The organism is Frankia sp. AgB32 (assembly GCF_023243045.1).
Classification (GTDB): domain Bacteria; phylum Actinomycetota; class Actinomycetes; order Frankiales; family Frankiaceae; genus Frankia.
Genome location: NZ_JALKFX010000053.1, coordinates 1 through 24,237 on the forward strand (window position 1 = coordinate 1; position 24,237 = coordinate 24,237).

Consider the following 24,237-nt stretch of genomic DNA (forward strand, 5'->3'; position numbering starts at 1 on the left):
CGCGGGGGCGGCGGGCCCCGGGGGGCGCCCCCGGGGCGGGGGCGCCCGCGGCCCCCCGGCGCCGCCGCGCCTCGTCCATCACATCGTCGTGATACAGCGTCGACAGATGGGTGAGTTCGATCGCGACGGCCGCCGGCACCACCCCGGCGGCATGCGGATCGGCGAACTGCGCCGACAGCAGGACGACGATCGGGCGGAAACGCTTGCCCCCCGCGTCGACAAGATGGCGCGAGGTCTCGGTGACGAAGGCGAACTCGCTGCGCACCGAGGCGCGCAGCAGTTCCTCCACCTGACCCAGTCCATCTCGCACGGCTTTTTCCAGATCAGGATCTGTCCTGATCCCCACGACGTCCAGCCCGATAGCGCTCATACCACCGTCAGCGTACGAAGCCAGACGAGGCGGCGGTGTTCGCCAGGTCCAGAAGAGGCTGTGGCGCTACTCCCAGGACCAGCGTCGCCGCCGCACCGATGCCCGCCGTCGCGAAGGTCAGAGTGGGTCGAGTGACCACGACCGGTCCCTCCGTGAGCGGCTCGGAGAAGAACATCAGCACGATGACCCGCACGTAGAAGAACGCGGCGATCGCGCTGCACACCAGCGCGACGATCACCAGCGGGGTCGCGTCCCCCTCGATCGCCGCCTGGAACACGGCGAACTTCCCGGTGAACCCGCTCGTGAGTGGAATGCCGGCCAACGCCAGCAGCAGGAACGAGAACGTTCCGGCGAGCAACGGTGAGGTGCGGCCGAGCCCCCGCCACTGCGACAGGTCGCTCGCCTCGCCGTCGCCCGTGCGGACCAGCGAGATCACCGCGAACGCGGCGATCGTGGTGAAGCCGTAGGTCACCAGGTAGAACATCGAGCCGCGCAGGCCGTCCGTGTTGCTTGCGGCGACGCCCACCAGCAGGAAGCCGGCGTGGGCGATCGCCGAGTAGGCCAGCATGCGCTTGATGTCGCGCTGGGTCAGTGCGAGCACGGCGCCGACGACCATGGTGAGGATCGCGACGCCCCAGAGCACCGGCCGCCAGTCCCAGCGCAGACCGCCGAAGGCGACGTAGAAGACGCGCAGCAGGGCGCCGAACGCGGCGACCTTCGTCCCGGCGGCCATGAACGCCGTCACCGGCGTCGGCGAGCCCTGGTACACGTCGGGCGTCCACGAATGGAACGGCGCGGCGCCGATCTTGAAGAACAGGCCGACGCCGATCAGCGCGACGGCGAGGTACAGGTAGATGTCGTTCTTCCCGGTGGTGCCGACCGCGTCGGCGACCTTCCCCATCTCGACGCTGCCGGCGAACCCGTAGGCGAACGCGACACCGTAGATGAAGAAGGCCGAGGAGAAGGCACCGAGCAGGAAGTACTTCATCGCCGCTTCCTGCGACAGCAGGCGACGGCGCCGCGCGAGCCCGGCGAGCAGGTACAGCGGCAGCGACAGGATCTCCAGCGCCACGAACATGACGAGCAGGTTGTTCGAGGCGACGAACAACATCATGCCGGTCACCGAGAAGACCATCAGCGGGTAGGCCTCGGTCTGCACGTCCTCGGAGGTACGCGCCGCGGTGGATCCCTTCGACCCCGGCGTCACCGCCGCGGAGGCGACGATCGCGCCGCCGGAGGAGTCGAGCCGGCGCTCGGCCACCAGCAGCACCGACAGCAGCGCGAACACCAGGATCGTGCCCTGCATGAACAGCGTCGGCGCGTCGATCGCGACCGCTCCGGAGGCCAGCACCGCGTGCCGCCCGTGCAGCACGGCCACGGCCACCAGCGCGCCGACGAACCCGGCGCCGGCCAGGATCGGCTGGATCACCCGCCGGGTCGAGCGGGTGGCGAACGCGTCGACGAGCACCCCGACCAGCGCCACCGCGAACACGATCAGTAGCGGACTGAGCGAGGAGTACTCGATCGACGGCGGGGTGATTTTCTGCGTCTCCGCGAGCAGCAGGTGGTTGTCCGCGACGATCACGAGTGGCCTCCGGGCTGGGCGGCCGCCGGATGGGTCGGCGCCGGATCATGCTTGCCGATGTCGGCGAACGTCGCCGTCACCGAGGGCCGGATGATGTCGATGATCGGTTTCGGGTAGACCCCGAGCCCGATGATGAGCGCGACCATCGGCGCCACCACGATCTTCTCCCGCACGCTGAGATCGAGCAGCGCCCGGTTCTCCTCATGCGTCACCGGCCCGGTCATCGTCCGCTGGTACAGGTACAGGATGTAGATCGCGGCGAGGACGATGCCGGTGGTCGCCACGATCGCCAGCGCCTTGTTCACCGTGAACGTGCCCACCAGCACGAGGAACTCGCTGACGAAGCTGTTCGTGCCGGGCAGCGCCAGCGACGACAGCCCGGCGATGAGGAACACCCCGGCCAGTATCGGCGTGATCTTCGCCAGTCCGCCGTAGGCGGCGACGTCGCGGGTGCCGCGCCGCGCCACCAGGAAGCCGACGACCAGGAACAGCAGCCCCGTCGACAGCCCGTGGTTGACCATGTAGAGGACCGCCCCGGTGCCGGCCTGGCTGGTGAAGGCGAACGTGCCCAGCGCGATGAAGCCGAAGTGGGCCAGCGAGGTGTACGAGACGAGCCGTTTCATATCTCGTTGCCCGATCGCCAGCAGCGCCCCGTAGAAGATGCCGATGACCGCCAGCGCCAGCACCATCGGCGCGAAGTAGTCGGCGGCGTCCGGGAACAGCGGGATGCAGTACCGGATCAGGCCGAAGGTGCCGACCTTGTCCAGCACGCCGACCAGCAGCACCGCGGCGCCGGTCGGTGCCTGGGCACCGGCGTCGGGCAGCCAGGTGTGGAACGGGAACAGCGGCGCCTTGATCGCGAACGCCACGAAGAACCCGAGGAACAGCAGCTTCTGCACCCCGGGGGTGATCTCCAGCTGGCGCAGCGTGGCGAAGTCGAACGTGCCGTGCGCGAGGTGCTGCGCGGACACGACGTACAGGCCGATCACCGCGGCGAGCATGAGCAGCCCACCGAGCAGGCTGTAGACGAGGAACTTCACCGCCGCGTAGGACCGCTGCGCCTGCTCCTTCACCGGGCCGTAGCTGCCGATGAGGAAGTACATCGGGATCAGCATGGCCTCGAAGAACACGTAGAACAGGAACACGTCGGTCGCCGCGAACACGCCGATCATCCCGGTTTCGAGCGCGAGCAGCAGCGCGAAGAACGCCGGCACCGAACGCTGGCCGCGCGCCTCGGTCCCGCGGGCGGGGACAGGCTCGCCGAGCCCGACCGCGGGCGGCGCGGGCGGCGCCGCCACCAGCACCGCTGTCCCGCCACCGCCACCCTCGACGCCGCCGGTTGCAACGCCGCCAGTCGCAACGCCGCCGGTTGCAACACCGCCGCCGGCTCCAACACCGCCGGCAGGGCCGGCGGGCGTTGCGCCGCCCCGGCCACCACCGGCCGGGGCGGCGAGGCCGTCACCGCCGGGCTCAGGGCCGTCGACCTCGTCCCAGGACGACAGCACGACGACGGGCAGCAGCACCGCGGCGAGCAGCATCAGCACGAGCGAGATGCCGTCGGCGCCGACCGAGTACGAGATGCCGAACGTGGAGATCCAGCTGTGGTGCTGGGCGAACTGGAAACCGGCCCGCTTCGGCTCGTAGGCGACGGTCGCGAGCACGGCGAGCACCAGGACCACGAGGGTGATCGCCAGGGTGAGCTGCTTGGCCAGGGTCGCCCTGCGCCGCGGCAGGAAGCCGACGACGACCGCGCCGACGGCGGGGACGAGCAGCATGATCGTCAACCAGGGGACTGTGTTCACGTCAGCCCCTCACCAGCAGCAGTGCGCCGACCACGAGGACGGCACCTCCCAACATCGACAGTGCATAGGACCGGACGAAGCCGGTCTGCAGGCGGCGCATCCGCCCGGACAGTCCGCCGATGCCGGCGGCGCTGCCCCGCACGAGCCCGTCGACGCCGACGAGGTCCAGCCAGACCAGGAAGCGGGTCAGGAACTGGCCGGGCCGCATGGCAACGGTCTCGTTGAAGGTGTTCGCGAACAGGTCGTGCCGGGCGGCGACCGTGACGAGGGTGACCTCGCTGTCCGTCGGGGCCTGCACTGCGACCGGCCGGAGCTGGTAGCGCAGGTAGGCCGCGCCGAACCCGCCGATGGTCACCACCAGGGTGAGCAGGGTCAGCACGAGCGGCGAGAACGTGTGCACGCCCTCGCCCTCGCCGGCTACGGGTTCGAGCCAGTCCTGCAGCGAGTGGCCGAGGACGAACAGCCCGCCGGCGAACACCGAGCCGAACGCCAGGACGATCATCGGCCCGGTCATCGACACCGGCGCCTCGTGGGGGTGGTGGGCCTCGGCGCCCTCCGACGACCAGCGCTTCGTGCCATGGAAGGTCATCAGGAACAGCCGGGTCATGTAGAAGGCGGTGATGCCGGCGCCGAGCAGCGCGATCGATCCGAGCAGGTAGCCCGAGGTGCCGCCCTTGTCGAAGGCGGTCTCGATGATGCGGTCCTTGGTGAAGAATCCCGACAGCCCGGGGAAGCCGATGATGGCCAGGTAGCCAAGGCCGAACGTGGCCCAGGTGACCGGCATGTACCGCCACAGCCCGCCGTAGTGGCGCATGTCCTGGTCGTCGTCCATGGCGTGGATCACCGAGCCGGCGCCGAGGAACAGGCCGGCCTTGAAGAACCCGTGGGCGAGCAGGTGCATGATGCCCAGCGCGTAGCCGGCGGGGCCGAGGCCCACCGCCAGGAACATGTAGCCGATCTGGCTGACCGTCGAGTAGGCCAGCACCTTCTTGATGTCGTCGTAGGCGCAGCCGATGACGCAGCCCAGCAGGATCGTGATCGCGCCGATGATGACGACGACGGTGCGGGCGGCCTGCGTCTCGTTGAAGATCGGCGCGGACCGGACGATCAGGTAGACGCCGGCGGTGACCATGGTCGCCGCGTGGATCAGCGCGGAGATCGGGGTCGGGCCCTCCATCGCGTCCGGCAGCCACGCCTGCAGCGGGAACTGGCCGGACTTCCCGCAGGCGCCGAGCAGCAGCAGCAGCGCGATCGCGGTGATCGTGCCGTAGCCGATGACCCCGCCGGCCGCCGCGCCGAACACGTCGGCGAAGCCGGTCGAACCGACGGTGGCGAACATGAACATGATCGCGAGTGCGAGTCCCACGTCGCCGACCCGGTTCATGTAGAAGGCCTTGTTCGCCGCGGTGGCCGCCGCCGGCCGGTCCTCCCAGAACTTGATGAGCAGGTACGACGACAGGCCGACCAGTTCCCAGCCGGCGTAGAGCGACAGGAAGTTGTTGCCCAGGACGAGCAGCAGCATCGAGGCCAGGAAGAGGTTCATGTAGCCGAAGAACTTCCGCCTGGCCGGGTCGTGCGCCATGTAGCCGATCGAGTAGATGTGGATCAGCGTTCCCACGCCGGTGATCAGCAACACGAAGACGATCGAGAGCTGGTCGACGAGCAGGCCGACGTCCACCTGGAAGCCGTTGACCGGGATCCACGAGTACAGATGCTGCGAGATCGCCCGGTTGTCGCCGTCGCGGCCGAGCAACGCGGCGAACAGCACCACGCCGACGACGAAGCTGGCGGCGGCGGCCGCCGTACCGATCACATGGCCGAACTTGTCGGTGCGCCGGCCGCCGATCAGCAGCACCGCGGCACCGGCCAGCGGTAGCACGATGAGCAGCCACGACAGGGAGAACACCCCGGAGGCGGCGGCGTAGTGGAGCGGATGGGCGCCGGTTCCGGCGGCGACGGTCAGCGTGTCTGCGCTCATCGCGACCTCGCCACGCCGCGTCGCTGGCGATTATGCGTCACTGCGGTCTCGTCCGTTCTTCCGTGCGGACTGGCCCTTGGTCGTCGGGGTCAGTACTTCAGCAGGTTCACGTCGTCCACCGACGCCGAGCGACGGGTGCGGAAGATGCTGAGGATGATGGCCAGGCCGATCACGACCTCGGCCGCAGCGACGACCATCACGAAGAACGCCATGATCTGGCCGTCGAGGGTGCCGTGGATGCGGGAGAAGGTGACCAGGGTCAGATTCGAGGCGTTGAGCATGAGCTCGATCGACATGAACACGACGATCGCGTTGCGCCGCACCAGCACGCCGACGGTGCCGATGGTGAACAGCAGCGCCGCCAGGATGAGGTAGTTCGCCGGGTTCATCGGTCCTCTCCCTTGCCCGCGCCGGCGAGCGCCGAGTCGTTCGCGTCGGCCGGGTCGGAGCCGGGCCGGCTACCGCCGTCGGTGTCATCGCCGTCGCCGCCCGATGCCGCCGGAGGCGCACCCGGCCCGGTTTCGCCGGGCCGGTCCGGGCCGCCGTCGACGGGACCACCGCCGGCCGGACCACTGCCGGCCGGACCACCGGGCGGGCCGGCTGCGGGGGTGCCGCCGATGCCGGAGGCGTGGCCGCCGCCGGGCAGCAGGCCGAGGGTGTTGGCCGAGTCGTGCTGAGCGAACACGCCGGGTCCTGGTAGCGGGGTGACCTGCGCGCCTTCTGCGAAGCGACGCTGCATCCAGTCCCGCTGGGTGATCCGGCCGCCTTCCCGTTCGCGGTGGCCGAGCACCATCGTCCCGATCGCGGCGACCACGAGCAGCGCCGAGATCGCCTCGAAGACGAACACGTACTGGCTGAACAGCAACCGGCCGATCGCCTGGACGTTGCCGCCGGTGTTCGCCGTGTCCAGCCCCTTGGCGCTGCCGTCGTTGATCGCCGAGCCGATCGGGAAGACCAGCAGCCCGGCGAAACCGAGGCCGAAGATCGCAGCGCCGAGCCGCTGTCCGCGGATGGTCTCCACCAGCGAGTCGGACGAGTCGACGCCGACCAGCATCAGCACGAACAGGAACAACACCATGATCGCGCCGGCGTAGACGATGATCTGCACGAAGCCGAGGAACGGCGCCTGCTGGATCATGTAGAACACCGCGACGCAGAACAGGTTCGCGACCAGCAGCAGCGCCGAGTGCACGGCGCTGCGGACCAGCACCATGCCGAGCGCGGTCAGCACCGCCACCGGCGCGAGGATCCAGAACGTCACCGCCTCGCCGGTGGACGTGCTGGTGATCGCGCCAGCCGCGGTGAGCAGGGTTTCGTGCGTCATCGCGGCCGCTCCGTACCGGTACCGTGCGCGGGCACCTCGTCCGCCCGGGAGTGCTCGCCGGCGGTCCGCCGGGCGATGACGTCCTCGGCCTGCTGGTCCGCGTCCGCCGTCGGTGTCCCGCCGGACTCGGTCGAGGCGACCTGCCAGGGGAACGGCGCGTCCGGGTCACGCACGTAGTAGTCCGTCTCGCTCTCGCCGAGCCGCATCGGGTGCGGCGGCGCCTCCATGCCCTCGGCCAGCGGCGCGAGCAGCTGTTCCTTGGTGAAGATCAGATCCCGCCGGCTGTCGTCGGCGAGCTCGTAGTCGTTCGACATCGTCAGCGCCCGGGTCGGGCAGGCCTCGATGCACAGCCCGCACAGGATGCAGCGCAGGTAGTTGATCTGGTAGACGCTGCCGTATCGCTCGCCGGGCGAGAACCGCTCGGTCTCGGTGTTGTCGGCGCCCTCGACGTAGATGGCGTCCGCGGGGCACGCCCACGCGCACAGCTCGCAGCCGACGCACTTCTCCAGCCCGTCGGGATGCCGGTTGAGCTGGTGGCGGCCGTGGAAGCGCGGTGCTGTCTCCTTCTTGTACTCCGGGTACTGCTCGGTCGTCGGCTTCTTGAACATCGTCGAGAAGGTGACGCCGAAGCCCTTGTACGGGTCGAACAGGCCCATTTCTCAGCCCTCCTGGCGCGCGGATGCGTCCGCGGGGACGGCGGTGTCCTCGGGACGGGCGGTGTCCGCGGGACGGGCGGTGTCCGCGGGACGGGCGGTGTCCGCGGGACGGGCGGTGTCCGCGGGCAGGACAGCACCCGCGGGGACCGCCGGGCGGTTGCCCGCCCCGTTGGTGTTCGCGGGCGGCCACGGGATGCGTTCGAGGCTCGGCGCGTCGGCGAGTTTGCGGCGCTCGGCCTCCTCCGCCTCCCGCTGGTGCTTCGCGCCACCGGGATCGACGAGCGCGACGATGACCAGCACCGCGATGACCACGCCGATGCCGATCAGCCACGGCGTGCGGTCGTCCACGTCCTTCTGGTAGGCGCGGAAGGTCGCGATGACCAGCACCCAGACCAGCCCGACCGGGATCAGCACCTTCCAGCCGAAGGACATGAACTGGTCGTAGCGCAGCCGGGGCAGCGTCCCGCGCAGCCAGATGAAGAAGAACAGGAACAGCAGCAGCTTCAGCACGAACCAGATCAGCGGCACCCAGCCGTGGTCGAGCCCGGACAGCCCCGGGATCGGCGGCGGCTGCCAGCCGCCGAGGAACAGGGTGGTCGCGATCGCCGACACGGTGACCATGTTGATGTACTCGGCGAGAAAGAAGAACGCGAACTTGATCGAGCTGTACTCGGTGTGGAATCCGCCGACCAGCTCGCCCTCGGCCTCGGGCAGGTCGAACGGCGTCCGGTTCGTCTCGCCGACCATCGAGATGGCGTAGAGGACGAACGACGGCAGCAGCGCGATGTACCAGCGACCGGACTGGCTCTCCACGATGCCCGACGTCGACAGCGTCCCGGCGTACATGAACACCGCGACGAACGACAGGCCCATCGCCACCTCGTAGGAGATGATCTGGGCCGCCGAGCGCAGCGAGCCGAGCAACGGGTAGGTCGACCCGCTCGACCAGCCGGACAGGATCAGTCCGTACACCCCGAGGGAGGCCGCGGCAAGCATGTACAGCACGCTGACCGGCAGGTCGGCGAGCTGGAGCGTGGTGTGGTGCCCAAAGATCGACACTTCGGGCCCGAACGGGATCACCGCGAACGCGATGAACGCCGGGACCGCGGAGACGATCGGCGCGAGGATGAAGACCGGCTTGTCAGCCAGGGCCGGGACCAGGTCTTCCTTGAGCATCAGCTTGACGCCGTCGGCGAGGCTCTGCAGCCAGCCCTTCGGTCCGTGCCGGTTCGGTCCGATCCGCTGCTGCATCCGGGCGACGACCTTGCGCTCGAACACGATCGCGAACAGCGTCATCAGCAGCAGGAAGGCGAAGACCGCGACGGCCTTGAGCAGGATCAGCCAGAACGGGTCGTGACCGAACCTCGACAGGTCCGGGTCGACCGGCGCGGCGACGATGGCCGAGGCGGTGAGGTTCACAGCCGGCCTCCCGCCGCGTTGCCGTTCGCGCTCGGCGCCGGCTGGACCGGCGGCGCGGCTACCGGTGGAGCTGCGTTCCCCGGTGGAGCTGCGTTCCCCGGCGGTTCCGCGGCGCCCGTTTCGCGCGTCTCGATCCGCACGGTCGCGTCGCGGGCGGCGGTGACGTCGGCGCCGAGCGCGGTGCCGCCCCGCTCGTCGACGGGGAACGTGTCGTCGGCCGCGGGGCGTGGCATGCCACTGGCCGCGATCCGCACGACGACGCCGGCCCGCTCGGCGAGGAACCGACGCACGTGCGAGCGCGGCGAGTGCGTGGGCACCCAGACCACCCGGTCCGGCATCACCGCGATCTCGCACGGCAGGGTGATCGATCCGCGGCCGCTGGAGACCCGGACCGGCTCGCCCGCCCGGGCCCCGATCTCGACGGCCGTCGCGGCGGACAGGCGCACCACCGGCGGACGGCCCGTGCCGGCCAGGTACGGCTCGTCGGCCAGCAGCGCGCCGTCGTCGACGAGCTGGTGCCAGGTGGCGAGGATCGCCTCCCCCGCGCCGGGGACGGCGGCCGGCGCGGCCGGCTCGGTGGGCGCGGGCACCCGGGTGACCGCGGCGCCGGCCCGACCGAGGGCGGCGAGTTCCCGGGCCGCCGCGCCGGTGTCGGGCAGCGCCAGGTCGACGCCCATCTCCGCGGCGAGCAGGTGCAGCACCCGGACGTCGGGCAGTGCCGCCGTCTCCAGGGCCCGCTGGAACGGGCGCAGCCGCCCCTCCCAGTCGACGAACGCGCCGGCCTTCTCCGCCACCGGTGCCACCGGCAGGACCACGTCCGCGACCTCGGCGATCGCCGAGCGGCGGATCTCCAGCGACACGCAGAACGGCACCCGGGCCAGCGCGGCCAGCGCGGCGGCCGGGTTCGGCAGGTCCTCGGCGTCCACTCCGGCGACGAGGATGGCGTCGAGGCGGCCGGCGGCAGCGGCCGCGAGGATGCCGGCGGTGTCCCGGCCGGGCGCGCCGAGCAGCTTGCGGCCCCACAGCGCCTCGACCTCGGCGCGGGCCGCCGCGTCGGCGACGGGCCGCCCGCCCGGCAGCAGTGAGGGCAGCAGGCCGGCCGACACGCCGCCACGGTCCCCGGCTCGGCGCGGCACCCAGGCGAGCGCGGCACCGCTGGCCTGGGCGAGGCGCAGCACCGCCGACAGCGCGCCGGGGATCTCCCCGGCCCGCTCCCCCACGAGGATCACCGCGCCCGGTTCCCGCACGGCGCGGGCGGTCGCGGCGAGCGGGTCGGAGTCGGACTCCGCGGTGCCGATGGTGGCCAGCGCGTCGAGGACTGCGGGTTCGCCGCCCGGCTCGGTGCTCACCAGCGTCCCGCCGAGTTTCGCGAGTCCGCGGGTGACCAGCGGGGCGAGGGCGTGCACGGCGGCGGCATGCTTGTCGGCGGCCTTGCGCAGCCGCAGGAAGACGATCGGCGACTCCTCCTCCGGCTCGAACGCGACGAGCAGCACCGCGGGCGCCGCCTCCAGGTCGGCGTAGGTGACGCCGATGCCGCGCCCGGCGACCGCGTGGCCGAGGAACTGTTCCTCCTCGGCGGAGTGCGGCCGGGAGCGGAAGTCGATGTCGTTCGTGCCGAGCGCGACCCGGGCGAACTTGCCGTGGGCGTAGGCGTCCTCGCGGGTCAGCCGGCCGCCGGCGAGCACACCGACGCCGTTGCGGTCACGGCATTCCGCCAGCCCCCGGGCGGCGTACTCCAACGCCTCGGACCAGGTCGCCTCGACGAGCTGGCCGCTGTCGTCGTCGCGGATCAGCGGGGTGGTGAGCCGGTCGGCGGCGCGGGCGTAGGTGAACGCGAAGCGGCCCTTGTCGCAGTTCCACTCCTCGTTGACCGCCGGGTCGTCGCCGGCGAGGCGGCGCATCACCCTCCCGCGCCGGTGGTCGGTGCGCAGGCTGCACCCCGACGCGCAGTGCTCGCAGGCCGTCGGCGTGGAGACCAGGTCGAACGGCCGGGCCCGGAACCGGTAGGCGGCGCTGGTCAGCGCGCCGACCGGGCAGATCTGCACGGTGTTGCCGGAGAAGTAGGAGGAGAACGGCTGCCCGTCGCTGACCGCGACCTGCTCGGCGGCGCCGCGCTCGAACAGCTCGATGAACGGGTCGCCAGCGATCTGCGCGGAGAACCGGGTGCAGCGGGCGCACAGCACGCAGCGTTCCCGGTCGAGCAGGACCTCGGTGGAGATCGCGATCGGCTTCGGGTAGGCCCGCTTGGTCTCCTTGAACCGGGAGACCGCGCCGCCGTTGGCCATCGACTGGTTCTGCAGCGGGCACTCGCCGCCCTTGTCGCAGATCGGGCAGTCGAGCGGATGGTTCAGCAGCAGGAACTCGATGTTGCCGGCCTGCGCCTTGCGGGCCACCGGCGAGGTGAGCTGCGTCCCGACCACCATGTCGGCGGCCACCGTCGTCGTGCAGGCGGCGACCGGCTTGCGCTGGCCCTCCACCTCGACGATGCACTGGCGGCAGGCGCCGACGGGGTCGAGCAGCGGATGGTCGCAGAACCGCGGGATCTCGATGCCGAGCAGCTCGGCCGCCCGGATGATCAGTGTGCCCTTGGGGACACTGACGGACAGCCCGTCGATGGTGAGGCTGACCTGGTCGGGGGCGGCCGGCGCGGCCGGCTCGGGCGTGGGCGGGGTGGTTCGGGCTGGGGCGGTCATGGTTGTCAGTGCGCTCCCGCGTAGGCACCCGGTGCCGCGGCCGCGTCATCGCCGGCCGCAGCGCCGTCAGGGGTGGTCTTCGAGGACTCCGGCTTCGTGGTCACGGCGCTCACCGGGATGAACTCGTCCCGGAAGTACTTGATCCCTGACACGATCGGGGAGGTGGCCCCGTCGGCCAGCGCGCAGAACGCCCGGCCGAAGATGTTGTCGCAGGCGTCGACGAGGGTGTCCACGTCCTCGGCGTCGCCCTGGCCCCGCTCGATGCGGGAGAGGATCTGCACCATCCAGCTCGTGCCCTCGCGGCACGGGGTGCACTTGCCGCACGACTCGTGCGCGTAGAACTGGGTGAGGCGGCGGACGACCTTGAGCATGTCGGTCGTCTCATCCATGATCATGAGCGCCGCGGTGCCGAGCAGCGAGCCGGCCTCCTGCATGCCCTCGAAGTCGAGCGGGGCGTCGAGGTGGTCGGCGGTGAGCATCGGGGTGGACGAGCCGCCCGGGGTCCACGCCTTCAGCTTCCGCCCGCCGCGCACGCCGCCCGCCAGCTCCAGCAGCTCCCGCAGCGTCGTGCCCATCGGGGCCTCGTACTGGCCCGGCCTGGTCACGTGCCCGGACAGGCTGTAGATCTTCGGCCCCGGGGAGCGTTCCCGGCCCATCGAGCGGAACCAGTCCACCCCGTGGTTGACGATGAACGGGACGCTGGCGATCGTCTCGACGTTGTTCACGACGGTCGGCGACGCGTAGAGCCCGTGGGTCGCCGGGAACGGCGGGCGCAGCCGTGGCTGGCCGCGGCGCCCCTCCAGCGAGTCGAGCAGCGCCGTCTCCTCGCCGCAGATGTACGCCCCCGCGCCCGAGTGCACGACGAGGTCGAGGTCGAAGCCGCTGCCGAGGATGTTGCGGCCGAGGAAGCCGGCCTCGTACGCCTCGGCGACGGCGGCGCGCATGCGCCGGGCCGCGTGGATCAGCTCACCGCGCAGGTAGACGAACGCCCGGTTGGCCCGCACCGCGTAGGAGGCGATGATGATGCCCTCGACCAGCGAGTGCGGGTCGGCCTTCATCAGCGGGGCGTCCTTGCAGGTGCCGGGCTCGCCCTCGTCGGCGTTGATGACGAGGTAGTGCGGCTTGCCGTCGCCCTGCGGGATGAAGCCCCACTTCATCCCGGTGGGGAAGCCCGCGCCGCCGCGGCCACGCAGGCCGGAGTCCTTGATCAGTTTGATCAGGTCGTCGGGGTCGCCGGCGAGCGCGGTGCGCGCGGCGACGTAGCCGTCGAGGCGGCGGTACGTGTCGATCGTCCACGACTCCGGGGTGTTCCAACGCCGGGTGAGGACCGGGGTGACGGGCATCGTCAGTTCCCCTTCCGCTCAGTCGATCCCGTGACCAAGGCGCCGGCTGGCGCCGGCACCGGCGCGGAGGCGCCGGCCTCGGCCTGCGCGTCCTTGCTGGCCTGCGCGGCCGCCGGCACCAGGGGCGCCGGGGCCTGCTCCGCGGTCCAGCCGTCGGCCTCGGCGAGAAGCAGGCCGGCGACGGACGGCTCGCCGACGCCCGGGCCGGCGACCCCCTCCGGCCGCGGGTCGGCGAAACCGGCGAGCTGGCGGGACGTCTCGGCGAACGAGCACAGCGGGCCGCCACGGGTCGGCACGGGCCGCTCACCGGCCCGCAGCCCGGTGACGATCGCCTCGGCCGAATCCGGGTCGACCTGGTCGTAGAACTCGTAGTTCACCGTCATCACCGGCGCGTAGTCGCAGGCGGCCAGGCATTCGGCGTGCTCGAGGGTGATCGAGCCGTCGGCCGTGGTCTCGTCGTGGCCGACGCCAAGCTGCTCGGCGACCCGGGCGAAGACCTCGTCCCCGCCGAGCAGCGCGCAGGACAGGTTCGTGCAGACCGACACGAGGTAGTCCCCGACCGGCCGGCGCTTGTACATCGTGTAGAAGGTCGCGACGGCGCCGACCTCGGCCGCGGTCAGGCCGAGCTGCTCGGCGCAGAACTGCACGCCCTCGGTGGTCACGCAGTTCTGCTCGGCCTGCACCAGGTGCAGCAGCGGCAGCAGGGCCGAGCGGGACCGGCCCGCCGGGTAGCGGGCGATGATCTCGGCCGCGGCGGCGTGGGTCTCCGGCGAGAACGCCATCAGCGGTCAACTCCCCCGAGCACCGGGTCGACCGAGGCGACCCCGACGATGACGTCCGCCACCTGGCCGCCCTCGGTCAGCGCCGGCACGGCCTGCAGGTTCACGAAGCTTGGATCCCGCACGTGGACGCGGAACGGTCTGGTCCCGCCGTCGCTGACCACGTGGTAGCCGAGTTCGCCGCGAGGCGACTCGATCTGCGTGTAGACCTGGCCCGGCGGCACCCGGAAGCCCTCGGTGACGAGCTTGAAGTGGTGGATGAGGGCCTCCATCGAGGTCCCCATGATCTTGCGGATGTGGTCGAGGGAGTTGCCCATGCCGTCGGCGCCCACGGACAGCTGCGCCGGCCAGGCGATCTTCTTGTCCGCGACCATGACCGGGCCCGGCCGCAGCCGGTCCAGGCACTGCTCGACGATCTTCAGGGACTCGGTCATCTCCTCGAGCCGCACCAGGTAGCGCGCGAAGGAGTCGGCCTCGAGCGCGGTCGGCACGTCGAACTCGTACGTCTCGTAGCCGCAGTACGGCATGGTCTTGCGCAGGTCCCACGGCAGGCCCGCGGCCCGCAGCACCGGGCCGGTGACGCCCAGCGCGATGCAGCCGGCCGCGTCGAGCACGTTGACGTCGACCATCCGCGCCTTCCAGATCGGCTGGCCGGTCAGCAGCTTGTGGTACTCCTTGATCCGCTTCGGCATGTCGACGAGGAACTCGCGGATCGCCCGCTCGGTGCCGTCGGGGAGGTCCTGGGCGAGCCCGCCGGGGCGGACGTACGCGTGGTTCATCCGCAGGCCGGTGATGGTCTCCAGCAGGTCGAGGACCTTCTCGCGCTCCCGGAAGCCGAAGATCATCGCGGTGGTCGCGCCGAGCTCCATGCCGCCGGTCGCCAGCCACACCAGGTGGGAGGCGATGCGCTGCAGCTCCATCACCATCACCCGGATCACCGTCGCCCGCTCGGGGATCTGGTCGGTGATGCCGAGCAGTCGCTCGACCGACAGGCAGTACGCCGTCTCGTTGTACAGCGGCGAGAGGTAGTCGGCGCGGGTGAGGAAGGTGACGGCCTGGGTCCAGTTGCGGTATTCGCAGCTCTTCTCGATGCCGGTGTGCAGATAGCCGATGACGAGCCGGGTCTCGATGACCGTCTCGCCCTCGATCTCCAGCACGAGCCGGAGCACGCCGTGGGTGGAGGGGTGCTGCGGCCCCATGTTGACGACGATCCGCTGGTCGTCCTGCTCGCCGGCGCCGAGGATGTCCTCCCAGTCGCCACCGGTGACGGTGTAGACGCGGCCGCTGGCCGACTCGGCGTACCCGGCCTCGTACGGCTGGGCGCCCGGTGCCTGGTTGGCATCGAACTCGTCGTGCTGGTCGTTACTCGCCGGGTGTGGGCCCGACGGGTGCGGGGCTGACGTGCTGCTGGGCGTCATAGCGAACCTCGGATGTCGCCTCGGGGTTGCGGGCGGCCGGTGGCGGCCGGGCGCGGGATCACGAGTAGCTCCGGCGCTCGTCCGGCGGTGGGACCGTGGCGCCCTTGTATTCGACCGGGATGCCGCCGAGCGGGTAGTCCTTGCGCTGCGGGTGCCCGATCCAGTCGTCCGGCATCATGATCCGGGTCAGCCCCGGATGGCCGGTGTAGACGATGCCGAACAGGTCGTAGGCCTCGCGCTCGTGCCAGTCGGCCGTCGGCCACACCGAGGTCAGGCTCGGCATGGTCGGGTCGTCGTCGCCGACGGCGACCTCCACCCGCAACCGGCGGCGGTGGGTCATCGAGGTCAGGTGGACCACCGAGTGCAGCCGGCGGCCGGTGAGGTCGTCGGGGTAGTCCACGCCGGACAGCGAGGAAAACAACTCGAAGCGCAGGCCCGGGTCGTCGCGCAGGGTGCGGGAGAGCGCCAGCAGGTCCTCGCGCCGCACGTGCAGGGTGAGCTCGCCGCGGTCGAAGACGGTCCGCTCCACCGCGTCGCCGAACTGCGGGAAGACCCGTTCGAGCGTGTCGTGGACGGCGTCGGCGTCGGCGTCGCCGAACGGGCGCTCGCTGTCGGCGAGCACCGGGAGCGGGGCGACGAGCCGGCCGAACCCGGAGGTGTCGCCGGTGCCGCCGGCGCCGAACGCGTCGCGCTGCCGGTCGGGCCGGCGCGCCGCGGCCTCGGCGGCGACCAGCTCGCCGACTCCCCGGCCGTCGTCGCCGTGGCCGCCGTCGGGTCGGGCGCCGTTGGGGATCTGGGCGTCGCCGCTCACTGGTCCGCCTCCCGGTCACCGAGGTCGTCGGTGCTCGGGCCCTCGCCGTGCGCCCGTCGCTCGTCGAGCGGCTTGGCGTCGACCGGGACCTGCTTGCGCCGGCCGAACACCGACGGGGGTGCGATCGCGGCGGGCCGGCGGGTGTCGAACACCGGCTCGATGGCGCCGCGTCCGGTAGTGGCCGGCGCGTCCGCCGGCACGCGGAACCGCTTGCGGTCGTTGACCGACAGCGTGCGGGTGTCGAGCTCGCCGGCGGGCAGGCCGGCGCGGGCGCTGGCCACGTCGATCGGCTTCGGGTACGGCGCCGCGCCGAGCTCGGTGTACGCCGTCCTGCCGGTGACCGGGCCGGCGAGGATCTTCTCGTGCAACTTGAGGATCGCGTCCATCAGCATCTCCGGCCGCGGCGGGCAGCCGGGCAGGTACATGTCGACCGGGACGATGTGGTCCACGCCCTGCACGATCGCGTAGTTGTTGAACATCCCGCCGCTGCTGGCGCACACGCCCATCGCCAGCACCCACTTGGGCTCGGGCATCTGGTCGTAGATCTGCCGCAGCACCGGTGCCATCTTCTGGCTCACCCGGCCGGCGACGATCATCAGGTCGGCCTGCCGGGGGCTGGCCCGGAAGACCTCCATGCCGAACCGCGACAGGTCGTAACGGCCGGCGCCGGTCGACATCATCTCGATCGCGCAACAGGCCAGCCCGAACGTCGCCGGCCACAGCGAGGAGCGGCGCGACCAGTTGGCGAGCTTCTCGACGCTGGCGAGCAGGATGCCGCCAGGCAGCTTCTCCTCTAGTCCCATTCCAGACCTCCACGGCGCCATTCGTAGGCGTACGCAACGAAGATGGTGGCCATGAACAGCGCCATCGCGCCGAGACCGAACACCGCGAGACTGTCGAACGCGAGCGCCCACGGGAACAGAAAGATGATCTCGATGTCGAAGACGATGAAGAGCATCGCGGTGTTGTAGTACTTCACCGGGAAACGCTGCGGGCCGGCCGGCGCCGGAGAGGGCTCGATGCCGCACTCGTAGGCGTCGATCTTCGCGCGATTGAATCGCCGCGGGCCGACGAGCATGCCGGCCACGACCGAGCCGACCGCGAACAGTGTCGCGATCACCAGCAGAACGAGGATCGGCACGTAGTTCGAGAGCATGCCGAACTTCTCCCCTTCGAAAGAGTGTTACCGGACGTTACGACGGGCGGCGCTCCGCGCCACCTTTATGGGGGGCTCGACACCACCGCGGAAGTCCTGTTCGGAGGACACATCGATGGCCGTCTGACGACCGGATTCACTCTCTCGAGATCCGTCGACCCGGCGTGTACGGGAGACTGCCGGATCGACCCGGATAACATCTCAGGCCGCGGGGGCGAGACGGGTCATGGCATTGATAAGTCGGTCCATCGCATCCCCTCCCCGAGGATCGGTGAGATTCGCCATGATCTTGAGAACGAAGCGCATGAGAAGCGGCCGCGGCAGACCATACTTCGTCCCGAGCGCCATGACCGTCGGATTTCCGATAAGCTGGACGAAATAGCGTCCGAGGGTGTAGTAACCGCCGTACCGGGCGCGCATGATTTCCGGGTAGTGGCCGAGCGCGCGTTCTCGGGCCGGTCCCTCGGCCCGGGCCAGCGCCTGCACGGCGACCTCCGCCGCATGCCGGCCCGACTCCAGCGCGTACGCGATGCCCTCACCGTTGAACGGGTTCACCATGCCGCCGGAATCGCCGACGAGCAGCACGCCGTCGCGGTAGTGCGGGGTGCGGCTGAAACCCATCGGCAGGGCGCTGCCGCGCACCGGGCCGGTGGCGTTCTCCTCGGTGAAACCCCACTCCGGCGGGAGCGCGGCGAGCCAGCGGCGCAGCAGGTCCTGGTAGTTCGTGTTCTGGAAGGCGTCGGTCGTGTTCAGCAGGCCGAGACCCACGTTGGAGGTACCGTCGCCGACACCGAAGATCCAGCCGTAGCCGGGCAGCAGCCGGCTTTCGCCTGGCCGCCCCTCCCACAGCTCCAGGTGGGACTCGAGGTAGTCGTCGTGGGTGCGCGGGCTGCGGTAGTACCGGCGCACCGCGACACCGAGCGGACGGTCCTCCCGGCGGCGAATGCCCATGGACAGGGCGATCCGCGCGCTGTTGCCGTCCGCGGCAACGACCAGCGGGGCCCGGAAGGTGACCGGCTGCCGGTCGGGACCGGTGCGGGCCTGCACACCGATGACCCGGCCGGTGCGCTCGTCGAGCAGCGGCCCGGTGACCGCCGTGCCCTCGTGCAACCGGGCGCCGGCCTTGACCGCGTGCCGGGCAAGCAGGTCGTCGAAGTCGAGTCGCGGGCGGACCAGACCGTAGTCCGGCCAGCTGGCGAGATCCGGCCAGGGCAGTTCGAGGCGCGCCCCGCCACCGACGATGCGCAGCCCCCGGTTGCGCGCCCAGCCGGCGTCGGCCGAGGTGTCGATACCCATCTCGACGAGGCTGCGGACCGCCCGCGGGGTCAGCCCGTCGCCGCAGACCTTCTCCCGGGGGAAGGTCGTCTTCTCGATCAGCAACACGTCCAGCCCGGTGCTGGCCAGGTGATACGCGGCCGAGGAGCCACCAGGCCCGGCACCGACCACGACGACATCGGCGTCGGTCCTCGACCCACCGCCGCCGTCAGTCCCTGCCGTCGCCATCGTCACCAAACCGCTCCGGATCCGCTCGTTCCCCGGCCGGGTGCCGCCCCAGCCGGATCATCCGTTCGGGCCGCTCGTGAAATTGTTCACGAGCACCCTCGGCGAGTGTAGGCCCTACGCAGGCCAATCGCACCAACCAGGACGCGGAGAACACCTGACGAGTCGACTCCGTGCACCCTATCGACACCAGGAGTGACTAATCTCGGGCTTGCCCAAGCCCGCGCGGTTCGCGCGACCCAGGAACCACTCCGCGAGAAGCGTATAATCCACCGATCTTGCACCAGATGTCGCACGCGTCCACCAGCGCCGTGTCCGGCAGGGTGACGGCCGAAACCTCCGTGCACGTCCGCAGGGCCCCGCCAGCCCGGCCCGCCGGCAGCCACCACTGGCACCTTCTCGCAATGAGGTGACATCACCCCTCGTGCCGGGTATCACCGTGGTGGCCGGGCGGAAAACGGCACTGCGAATCGAGTGAGACGATGACCGAAGAGACCGTCATCCTGTCCACCTCCGACGGACCGGCGACCGCTGTGCTCGCCGAACCGGACGGCCCCGTCCGGGGCGGGGTCATCGTCCTGCACGAGGCGTTCGGACTGACCGAGCCGGTGGCCCGGCTGTGCACGCGTTTCGCCCACGCCGGCTGGCGAGCGATCGCGCCCGACCTGTTCCACCGGGTGGGCTCGCCGGTGTTCGACCGCGGCGAGGTCGACGCGGCGATGCGGATCGTCGCGGCCCTGAGCGGCACCGAGCTGCTCGACGACATCGACGCCGCCGAAGCCGTGCTGGCCGAGGAGGGCACGGCGCTGGACCGCTGTGCGGTCGTCGGTTTCTGTGTCGGCGGAACCGCGGCCTTCCACGCGGCGGTCGACCGACCGTTCGGCGCGGCCGTGACCTTCTACGGCGGCGGGATCCGGGCCCACCGATTCGGCGAACCGAGCCAGCTCGAGCTCGCCGACCAGCTCCAGACGCCGTGGCTCGGCCTCTACGGCGAGCAGGACGTCTCCATCACGGACGACGACATCGAGGCCCTGCGGGCCGCGACGGCCAAGGCCCCGGTGCCGGTCGAGATCATCCAGTACCCCGGCGCCGGGCACTCCTTCTACGACGACTCCCGACCCGACACCTACCGGCCCGAGGACGCCCGTGACGCCTGGTCACGCACCCTGACCTGGTGCGACTCGCACGTACCGAACTGAGCGCGGACCCGGCGGGCCGCGCGCTCAGTCGGGGTTGTGCGCCCGGTGCAGCGCGACGACGCCGCCGGTGAGGTTGCGCCAGGTGACGCGGGTCCAGCCGGCGGCGCGCAGCAGGTCGGCGAGTTCCGCCTGCGCGGGCCACGCCCGGATCGACTCGGCGAGGTAGACGTACGAATCGGGGCTGCTGCTGACCGCGCGGGCCACCCGCGGCAGCGCCCGCATCAGGTACTCGAGGTAGACCGTCCGCCACGGCGACCACACCGGGCGGGAGAACTCGCAGACGACCAGCGTGCCCCCCGGGCGGGTCACCCGGCGCAGCTCGGCGAGACAACGGTCTGTGTCGGCGACGTTGCGCAGCCCGAACGAAATCGTGGTCCGGTCGAACGTCGCGTCCGGGAAGGGCAGGTTCAGCCCGTCCCCGGCGGTCAGCAGCACCCGCCCGGCGCCCGCCGGCGCCGCCGGCTGCTCGGCGAGGCGCCGCTGCCCCGCGCGCAGCATGCCGAGGGAGAAATCGCAGGCCACGACGTCGGCGCCGGCCTGCGCGAAGGCGCGCGACGACGTCGCGGTACCCGCCGCGAGGTCGAGCACCCGATCCCCGGCCCGCAGGTCCAGGGCCGCCGCCGTCGCCTGTCGCCAGGTGCGGTCGAGACCACCGCTGAGCACCGCGTTCGTCAGGTCGTACCGCCCGGCGACGCCATCGAACATCGCCGCGACCTCCCGCGGCCGCTTGTCCAGCCCGGCCCGGCTCACCGCAGGCTCCCCTCACCGTCGAGCGCCGTCACGTCGAGACGGGCGAGGGCGGCAGGCGCGGCGGCATGGGCCGCGCGTTCGGCCGCGTCCCAGTCTGTGTCCGCGCCGATGCGGCGCAGCTCGGCGCGGGTCGCCTCATCGCACAGCGCTCCCGCGACGCCGGCGGCGTACAGATCGCGGGCGTGGGCACCGAGCCCGGCGGCGACGGCGTGTTCCGTGGCCAGGTCGGTGCCGAACATCGCCGGGTCGTCGGTGGCCAACGAGCAGGCCACCCCGGCGGCGCGCAGCGCGGCCAGCGGATGCGCGGTAAGCGTGGGCACCGACCGGATACGCAGGTTCGACACCGGGCACACGTCGAGAACGATCCCCTCGTCGACGAGCCGGCGGACCAGCGCCGGGTCCTCCCCCGCGCGGATCCCGTGCCGGATCCGCCGGGCGCCGAGCGCGTCGAGGGCGCCGCGCACCGATTCCGGCCCGGCCGTCTCGCCCGCGTGCGGCACGGCGGCGAGCCCCGCGTCGGCGGCGAGCGCGAAGGCGGGCGCGTACGGCTCGGGCGGATGCCCGACCTCGGGGCCGCCCAGCCCGAGGCCGACGATCCCACCGTCGTCGGCGAACCGCGCCGCCCAGCCGGCCACCTCCGCGGCCTGCTCCGGGGGCAGGACACGATCGATGTCCGGGGTGAGGCGCACCTCGACGCCGAACCGTTCCCGGGCCTCGAGCGCGCCGTCGGCGTAACCGTGGAAGATCTCCTCCACCCGCACGCCGCGGTGCACCCTGTACCACGGCGAGAAGATGCCCTCGACGTAGACGGCGCCGTGCGCGGCCGCCTCGGCGGCGTACTCGACCACCACCTGGCGGAAGTCGGCCTCGGTCCGCATCACGTTCGTCGTCATGATCCAGACCTGCAGGAAGTGGTTGAAGTCGCGGAAACGGTAGAGCTCCGCGAGGCCCTCCACCGTGTTCGACGGCAGCGCCTCGCCGTTGCGGCGGGCCATCGCCAGCAGCGTCGCCGGCCGCACGGTGCCTTCCAGGTGGACGTGCAGCTCGATCTTCGGACCGGTGGGATGCGCTGCCGGCCGGGCCCCCGAGCGGGTGGCGGGCTCGCTCACCTGGTGACGAGCGGCAGGGCCGTGGAGGAGAAGTGGGAGGCGACGCGGTCGTCCACCGGGTCGAGCGCCGGGTCACGGTGCACGACGAGGTGGCGGTAGAGGGTGTCGCGCTGCGCCGGGATGCGCCCGGCGGTGCGGATCAGGGAGATCAGCTCGGCACGGTTGGTGCGGTGGCGGGCCCCGGCCGAGGACACGACGTTCTCCTCCAGCATCACCGAGCCGAGGTCGTCGGCGCCCATGTGCAGGGTGAGCTGGCCGACCTCCTTGCCCGTGGTGAGCCACGAGCCCTGCAGGTGGGCGATGTTGTCGAAGAACAGCCGGGCGACCGCGACGAGGCGCAGGTACTCCAGGGTGGTCGCCTGCGTGCGCCCGCCGAGGTGGTTGTTCTCCGGCTGATAGGTCCACGGGATGAACGAGCGGAAACCACCGGTCCGGTCCTGCACGTCCCGGATCAGCCGCAGGTGCTCGATGCGCTCGGCGTTCGTCTCGCCGGTGCCCATCATGAACGTCGCGGTCGACTCCAGGCCGAGGGTGTGGGCGGTCTCCATCACCGACAGCCAGACGTGGCCCGGCTCCTTCAGCGGGGCGATGGCGTGCCGCGGCCGCTCGGTGAGGATCTCCGCGCCGGCGCCGGCGAAGCTGTCCAGACCGGCGTCGCGAAGGCGGGTGATGACCTCCGGGAAGGCCAGCCCGGAGGTGCGAGCGATGTGCACGACCTCGCTGGCACCGAGCGAGTGCAGCGCGAGCTGGGGATACGCCGCCTTGATCGCCGCGAACACCCGCTCGTACCACTCGATGCCGAAGTCGGGATGGTGCCCGCCCTGCAACATGATCTGGGTGGCCCCGAGCTCGACCGCCTCACCACACTTCACGACGATGTCGTCGACGTCGCGGACCCAGCCCTCCGCGTGCTTCGGCGGCCGGAAGAACGCGCAGAACCGGCAGGCGGTGACGCAGACGTTGGTGTAGTTGATGTTGCGGTCGATGATGTAGGTGGCGATGCCCTCCGGGTACCGGCGGCGACGCACCGCGTCCGCCGCGCTGCCAAGCGCGTGCAGGGGCGCCCGGGTGTAGAGCAGCAGGGCCTCGTCGGGCGAGATGCGCCCACCCGACGCGGCCCGGTCGAGCACCGCCCGGATCTCGCCGTCAGCAACTACAGGGCCGGCATCCACGTGGCTCACCCCGCGATCGTACGACCTGGGCCCCGCCCGCCGCGTCGCGTCGGCGCGCAGACCACCTCGCACCGACCTCGCAGGTCACCCAGCCGACACGAGCCGCCGGCCCGGACGGCCGTCCAGCCGGGCGACGCTCCGCCCGGCCGGACCACGGGTGCACGAAGCATCAGTAGCCGGGGCGCGCGCCCGGGTCAGCCGGGTCGACCCGGGGGGCGACATCCTGGTCGTAGCCGCTGGCGGACGGGGTTCCGCCGGCCGGCGGGGCGGCACCCGGCTGGTGGCCGCCGCCGGACGACGAGCCGAACCCGCGGTCGGTGTCGGGCGCGTGCTCCGGCCCGGGCTCGCGCGTGGTCCCGGTCCCGGTGCCGGTCGGCGGCGGGGCACCTGGGGTGTGGCCGTGGCCGTGGCCGTGGCCGTGGCCGTGGCCGCGGGTTCGGCTGGTCACCTTCTCCTGCATCTGCTTGATCTTGGCCCGGTTCTCCGGCTTGTTCGCGGCAGCCTTCGCCTTGTCGACCATCTCGCGGGTCTTCGGGCTGTGCAGGAATTCGTTGATCTTCGTGGTTATGCTCGCCATGAGGTTGGTGTACCTACCCGACGGGGGGTTTACCCCTGCCGCCGCGTCGTTTCGGCTAACCGCCGCTCGAGGAACCGCTAAAGGTGTCCTTCGCCTGGTTCCACCAGCTGTCCAGATTGTCGTTTACGTCGTTCCTGACCGACGTCGTCGCCTTGTCCCACAACCGGGTGCGCTGCTCGTCCACCATCGAGGCGATCTGGTCGGCGGCCGAGAGCAGCAGCAGGACCAGCACCACGAAGATGATCGTCCGCTTGAACGGAATCCGCAGCCGGCGACGGCGACGGCGCGGTCGGGCCGCCGGCTCGTCGTACGGCGCGGCCTCCCGGCCACGACGTTCCGGGCGCTCGATGACCTGTCGCGGGGCGGGCTCCCGGCGCGCACCGGCGGCACCATCCGGCCGCCGCCTGGGTTCGGCGGGCCGCTCGCCGCCCGCCGGATACGGACGCCCCTGCGGCGGATACTGCTCGGGCTGCGGCGGATACGGCTGGCCCTGCGGGCGAGGCTGTGCCTGCTGCGGGTACGGCTGGCCCTGCGGATACGGCTGTCGGCGCTCGTCCGGGCGCGGCCGGGCCGACGGGGCCGGGCCGGCGGGCCCG

Annotated in this window: 21 protein-coding genes and 1 pseudogene; 1 reads left to right on the forward strand and 21 read right to left on the reverse strand. The window is 71.5% G+C overall.

Annotated elements, in window-relative coordinates; all coding sequences use genetic code 11:
• The 16 genes from MXD60_RS17050 to MXD60_RS17125 form a co-directional block, all read right to left on the reverse strand.
• The coding region (locus MXD60_RS17050) for a polyprenyl synthetase family protein (RefSeq protein WP_248820302.1) at positions 1 to 370 on the reverse strand (370 nt) is incomplete at its 3' end.
• 7 nt (positions 371 to 377) lie between these two features.
• A complete protein-coding gene (gene nuoN / locus MXD60_RS17055; RefSeq protein WP_518468126.1) occupies positions 378 to 1,955 on the reverse strand; it encodes an NADH-quinone oxidoreductase subunit NuoN in 1,578 nt (525 codons plus the stop codon).
• Positions 1,952 to 3,757: an NADH-quinone oxidoreductase subunit M gene (locus MXD60_RS17060; protein ID WP_248820303.1), complete on the reverse strand. Its 1,806-nt coding sequence runs from the start codon at positions 3,755 to 3,757 to the stop codon at positions 1,952 to 1,954. The genes nuoN and MXD60_RS17060 overlap by 4 nt, the downstream gene beginning before the upstream one ends.
• Before the next feature lies 1 nt (position 3,758).
• A complete protein-coding gene (nuoL, locus tag MXD60_RS17065) occupies positions 3,759 to 5,735 on the reverse strand; it encodes an NADH-quinone oxidoreductase subunit L (RefSeq protein ID WP_248820304.1) in 1,977 nt (658 codons plus the stop codon).
• An 89-nt stretch (positions 5,736 to 5,824) separates the two neighbouring features.
• Positions 5,825 to 6,124 (reverse strand): NADH-quinone oxidoreductase subunit NuoK, encoded by a 300-nt coding sequence (nuoK, locus tag MXD60_RS17070; protein WP_248820305.1) that lies wholly within the window; start codon positions 6,122 to 6,124, stop codon positions 5,825 to 5,827.
• The gene (locus MXD60_RS17075) at positions 6,121 to 7,059 is read right to left on the reverse strand and encodes an NADH-quinone oxidoreductase subunit J (protein ID WP_248820306.1); all 939 of its coding nucleotides are present in this window, start codon (positions 7,057 to 7,059) and stop codon (positions 6,121 to 6,123) included. Before MXD60_RS17075 ends, nuoK begins: the two co-directional genes overlap by 4 nt.
• Positions 7,056 to 7,715: an NADH-quinone oxidoreductase subunit NuoI gene (nuoI, locus tag MXD60_RS17080; protein ID WP_248820307.1), complete on the reverse strand. Its 660-nt coding sequence runs from the start codon at positions 7,713 to 7,715 to the stop codon at positions 7,056 to 7,058. The genes MXD60_RS17075 and nuoI overlap by 4 nt, the downstream gene beginning before the upstream one ends.
• Before the next feature lie 3 nt (positions 7,716 to 7,718).
• Positions 7,719 to 9,134: an NADH-quinone oxidoreductase subunit NuoH gene (gene nuoH / locus MXD60_RS17085; protein ID WP_248820308.1), complete on the reverse strand. Its 1,416-nt coding sequence runs from the start codon at positions 9,132 to 9,134 to the stop codon at positions 7,719 to 7,721.
• Entirely contained in the window at positions 9,131 to 11,827 is a 2,697-nt protein-coding gene (locus MXD60_RS17090) for an NADH-quinone oxidoreductase subunit G (RefSeq protein WP_248820309.1), read from the reverse strand. Before MXD60_RS17090 ends, nuoH begins: the two co-directional genes overlap by 4 nt.
• Before the next feature lie 5 nt (positions 11,828 to 11,832).
• Positions 11,833 to 13,170, reverse strand: a complete 1,338-nt coding sequence (gene nuoF / locus MXD60_RS17095) for an NADH-quinone oxidoreductase subunit NuoF (protein ID WP_248820310.1) — start codon at positions 13,168 to 13,170, stop codon at positions 11,833 to 11,835.
• 2 nt (positions 13,171 to 13,172) lie between these two features.
• Positions 13,173 to 13,952 carry an NADH-quinone oxidoreductase subunit NuoE gene (gene nuoE, locus MXD60_RS17100; protein ID WP_248820311.1) on the reverse strand — a complete coding sequence of 260 codons (780 nt, stop codon included), beginning with the start codon at positions 13,950 to 13,952 and terminating at the stop codon, positions 13,173 to 13,175.
• On the reverse strand, positions 13,952 to 15,367 hold the full coding sequence (locus MXD60_RS17105; protein ID WP_248820312.1) for an NADH-quinone oxidoreductase subunit D: 1,416 nt from the start codon (positions 15,365 to 15,367) through the stop codon (positions 13,952 to 13,954). Before MXD60_RS17105 ends, nuoE begins: the two co-directional genes overlap by 1 nt.
• Positions 15,368 to 15,425: 58 nt before the next feature.
• The gene (locus MXD60_RS17110; RefSeq protein ID WP_248820321.1) at positions 15,426 to 16,100 is read right to left on the reverse strand and encodes an NADH-quinone oxidoreductase subunit C; all 675 of its coding nucleotides are present in this window, start codon (positions 16,098 to 16,100) and stop codon (positions 15,426 to 15,428) included.
• Between the two features lie 74 nt (positions 16,101 to 16,174).
• Positions 16,175 to 16,981, reverse strand: coding sequence for a NuoB/complex I 20 kDa subunit family protein (locus MXD60_RS29980; protein WP_368861245.1), 807 nt, complete (start codon positions 16,979 to 16,981; stop codon positions 16,175 to 16,177).
• Positions 16,972 to 17,334, reverse strand: a complete 363-nt coding sequence (locus MXD60_RS17120) for an NADH-quinone oxidoreductase subunit A (protein WP_248820313.1) — start codon at positions 17,332 to 17,334, stop codon at positions 16,972 to 16,974. Before MXD60_RS17120 ends, MXD60_RS29980 begins: the two co-directional genes overlap by 10 nt.
• A gap of 201 nt (positions 17,335 to 17,535) precedes the next feature.
• A complete protein-coding gene (locus tag MXD60_RS17125; RefSeq protein ID WP_248820314.1) occupies positions 17,536 to 18,837 on the reverse strand; it encodes a geranylgeranyl reductase family protein in 1,302 nt (433 codons plus the stop codon).
• Between the two features lie 479 nt (positions 18,838 to 19,316).
• On the opposite strand from MXD60_RS17125, the gene MXD60_RS17130 reads away from it, so the two are divergent.
• Positions 19,317 to 20,033 (forward strand): dienelactone hydrolase family protein, encoded by a 717-nt coding sequence (locus MXD60_RS17130; RefSeq protein ID WP_248820315.1) that lies wholly within the window; start codon positions 19,317 to 19,319, stop codon positions 20,031 to 20,033.
• 24 nt (positions 20,034 to 20,057) lie between these two features.
• Here the strand turns inward: MXD60_RS17130 and MXD60_RS17135 are convergent, their stop codons facing one another.
• The 5 genes and pseudogenes from MXD60_RS17135 to MXD60_RS17155 all read right to left on the reverse strand — a co-directional run.
• Entirely contained in the window at positions 20,058 to 20,783 is a 726-nt protein-coding gene (locus MXD60_RS17135) for a demethylmenaquinone methyltransferase (RefSeq protein WP_248820316.1), read from the reverse strand.
• Complete coding sequence (gene add, locus MXD60_RS17140; protein WP_248820317.1) at positions 20,780 to 21,892, reverse strand: adenosine deaminase; 1,113 nt, start codon at positions 21,890 to 21,892, stop codon at positions 20,780 to 20,782. The genes MXD60_RS17135 and add overlap by 4 nt, the downstream gene beginning before the upstream one ends.
• Positions 21,889 to 23,073, reverse strand: a complete 1,185-nt coding sequence (gene mqnC / locus MXD60_RS17145; RefSeq protein WP_248820318.1) for a cyclic dehypoxanthinyl futalosine synthase — start codon at positions 23,071 to 23,073, stop codon at positions 21,889 to 21,891. The genes add and mqnC overlap by 4 nt, the downstream gene beginning before the upstream one ends.
• Positions 23,074 to 23,233: 160 nt before the next feature.
• On the reverse strand, positions 23,234 to 23,641 hold the full coding sequence (locus tag MXD60_RS17150) for a hypothetical protein (RefSeq protein WP_248820319.1): 408 nt from the start codon (positions 23,639 to 23,641) through the stop codon (positions 23,234 to 23,236).
• Between the two features lie 55 nt (positions 23,642 to 23,696).
• Positions 23,697 to 24,237: pseudogene (locus MXD60_RS17155) on the reverse strand (serine/threonine-protein kinase); the annotation flags it as partial.

Coding starts and splice junctions, on each gene's coding strand:
- nuoL (WP_248820304.1), bottom strand. CDS start 5,735: ATGAGCGCAGACACGCTGACCGTCGCCGCCGGAACCGGCGCCCATCCG.
- nuoK (WP_248820305.1), bottom strand. CDS start 6,124: ATGAACCCGGCGAACTACCTCATCCTGGCGGCGCTGCTGTTCACCATC.
- MXD60_RS17075 (WP_248820306.1), bottom strand. CDS start 7,059: ATGACGCACGAAACCCTGCTCACCGCGGCTGGCGCGATCACCAGCACG.
- nuoI (WP_248820307.1), bottom strand. CDS start 7,715: ATGGGCCTGTTCGACCCGTACAAGGGCTTCGGCGTCACCTTCTCGACG.
- MXD60_RS17090 (WP_248820309.1), bottom strand. CDS start 11,827: ATGACCGCCCCAGCCCGAACCACCCCGCCCACGCCCGAGCCGGCCGCG.
- nuoF (WP_248820310.1), bottom strand. CDS start 13,170: ATGCCCGTCACCCCGGTCCTCACCCGGCGTTGGAACACCCCGGAGTCG.
- nuoE (WP_248820311.1), bottom strand. CDS start 13,952: ATGGCGTTCTCGCCGGAGACCCACGCCGCCGCGGCCGAGATCATCGCC.
- MXD60_RS17105 (WP_248820312.1), bottom strand. CDS start 15,367: ATGACGCCCAGCAGCACGTCAGCCCCGCACCCGTCGGGCCCACACCCG.
- MXD60_RS29980 (WP_368861245.1), bottom strand. CDS start 16,981: ATGGGACTAGAGGAGAAGCTGCCTGGCGGCATCCTGCTCGCCAGCGTC.
- MXD60_RS17120 (WP_248820313.1), bottom strand. CDS start 17,334: ATGCTCTCGAACTACGTGCCGATCCTCGTTCTGCTGGTGATCGCGACA.
- MXD60_RS17125 (WP_248820314.1), bottom strand. CDS start 18,837: ATGGCGACGGCAGGGACTGACGGCGGCGGTGGGTCGAGGACCGACGCC.
- MXD60_RS17130 (WP_248820315.1), top strand. CDS start 19,317: ATGACCGAAGAGACCGTCATCCTGTCCACCTCCGACGGACCGGCGACC.
- MXD60_RS17150 (WP_248820319.1), bottom strand. CDS start 23,641: ATGGCGAGCATAACCACGAAGATCAACGAATTCCTGCACAGCCCGAAG.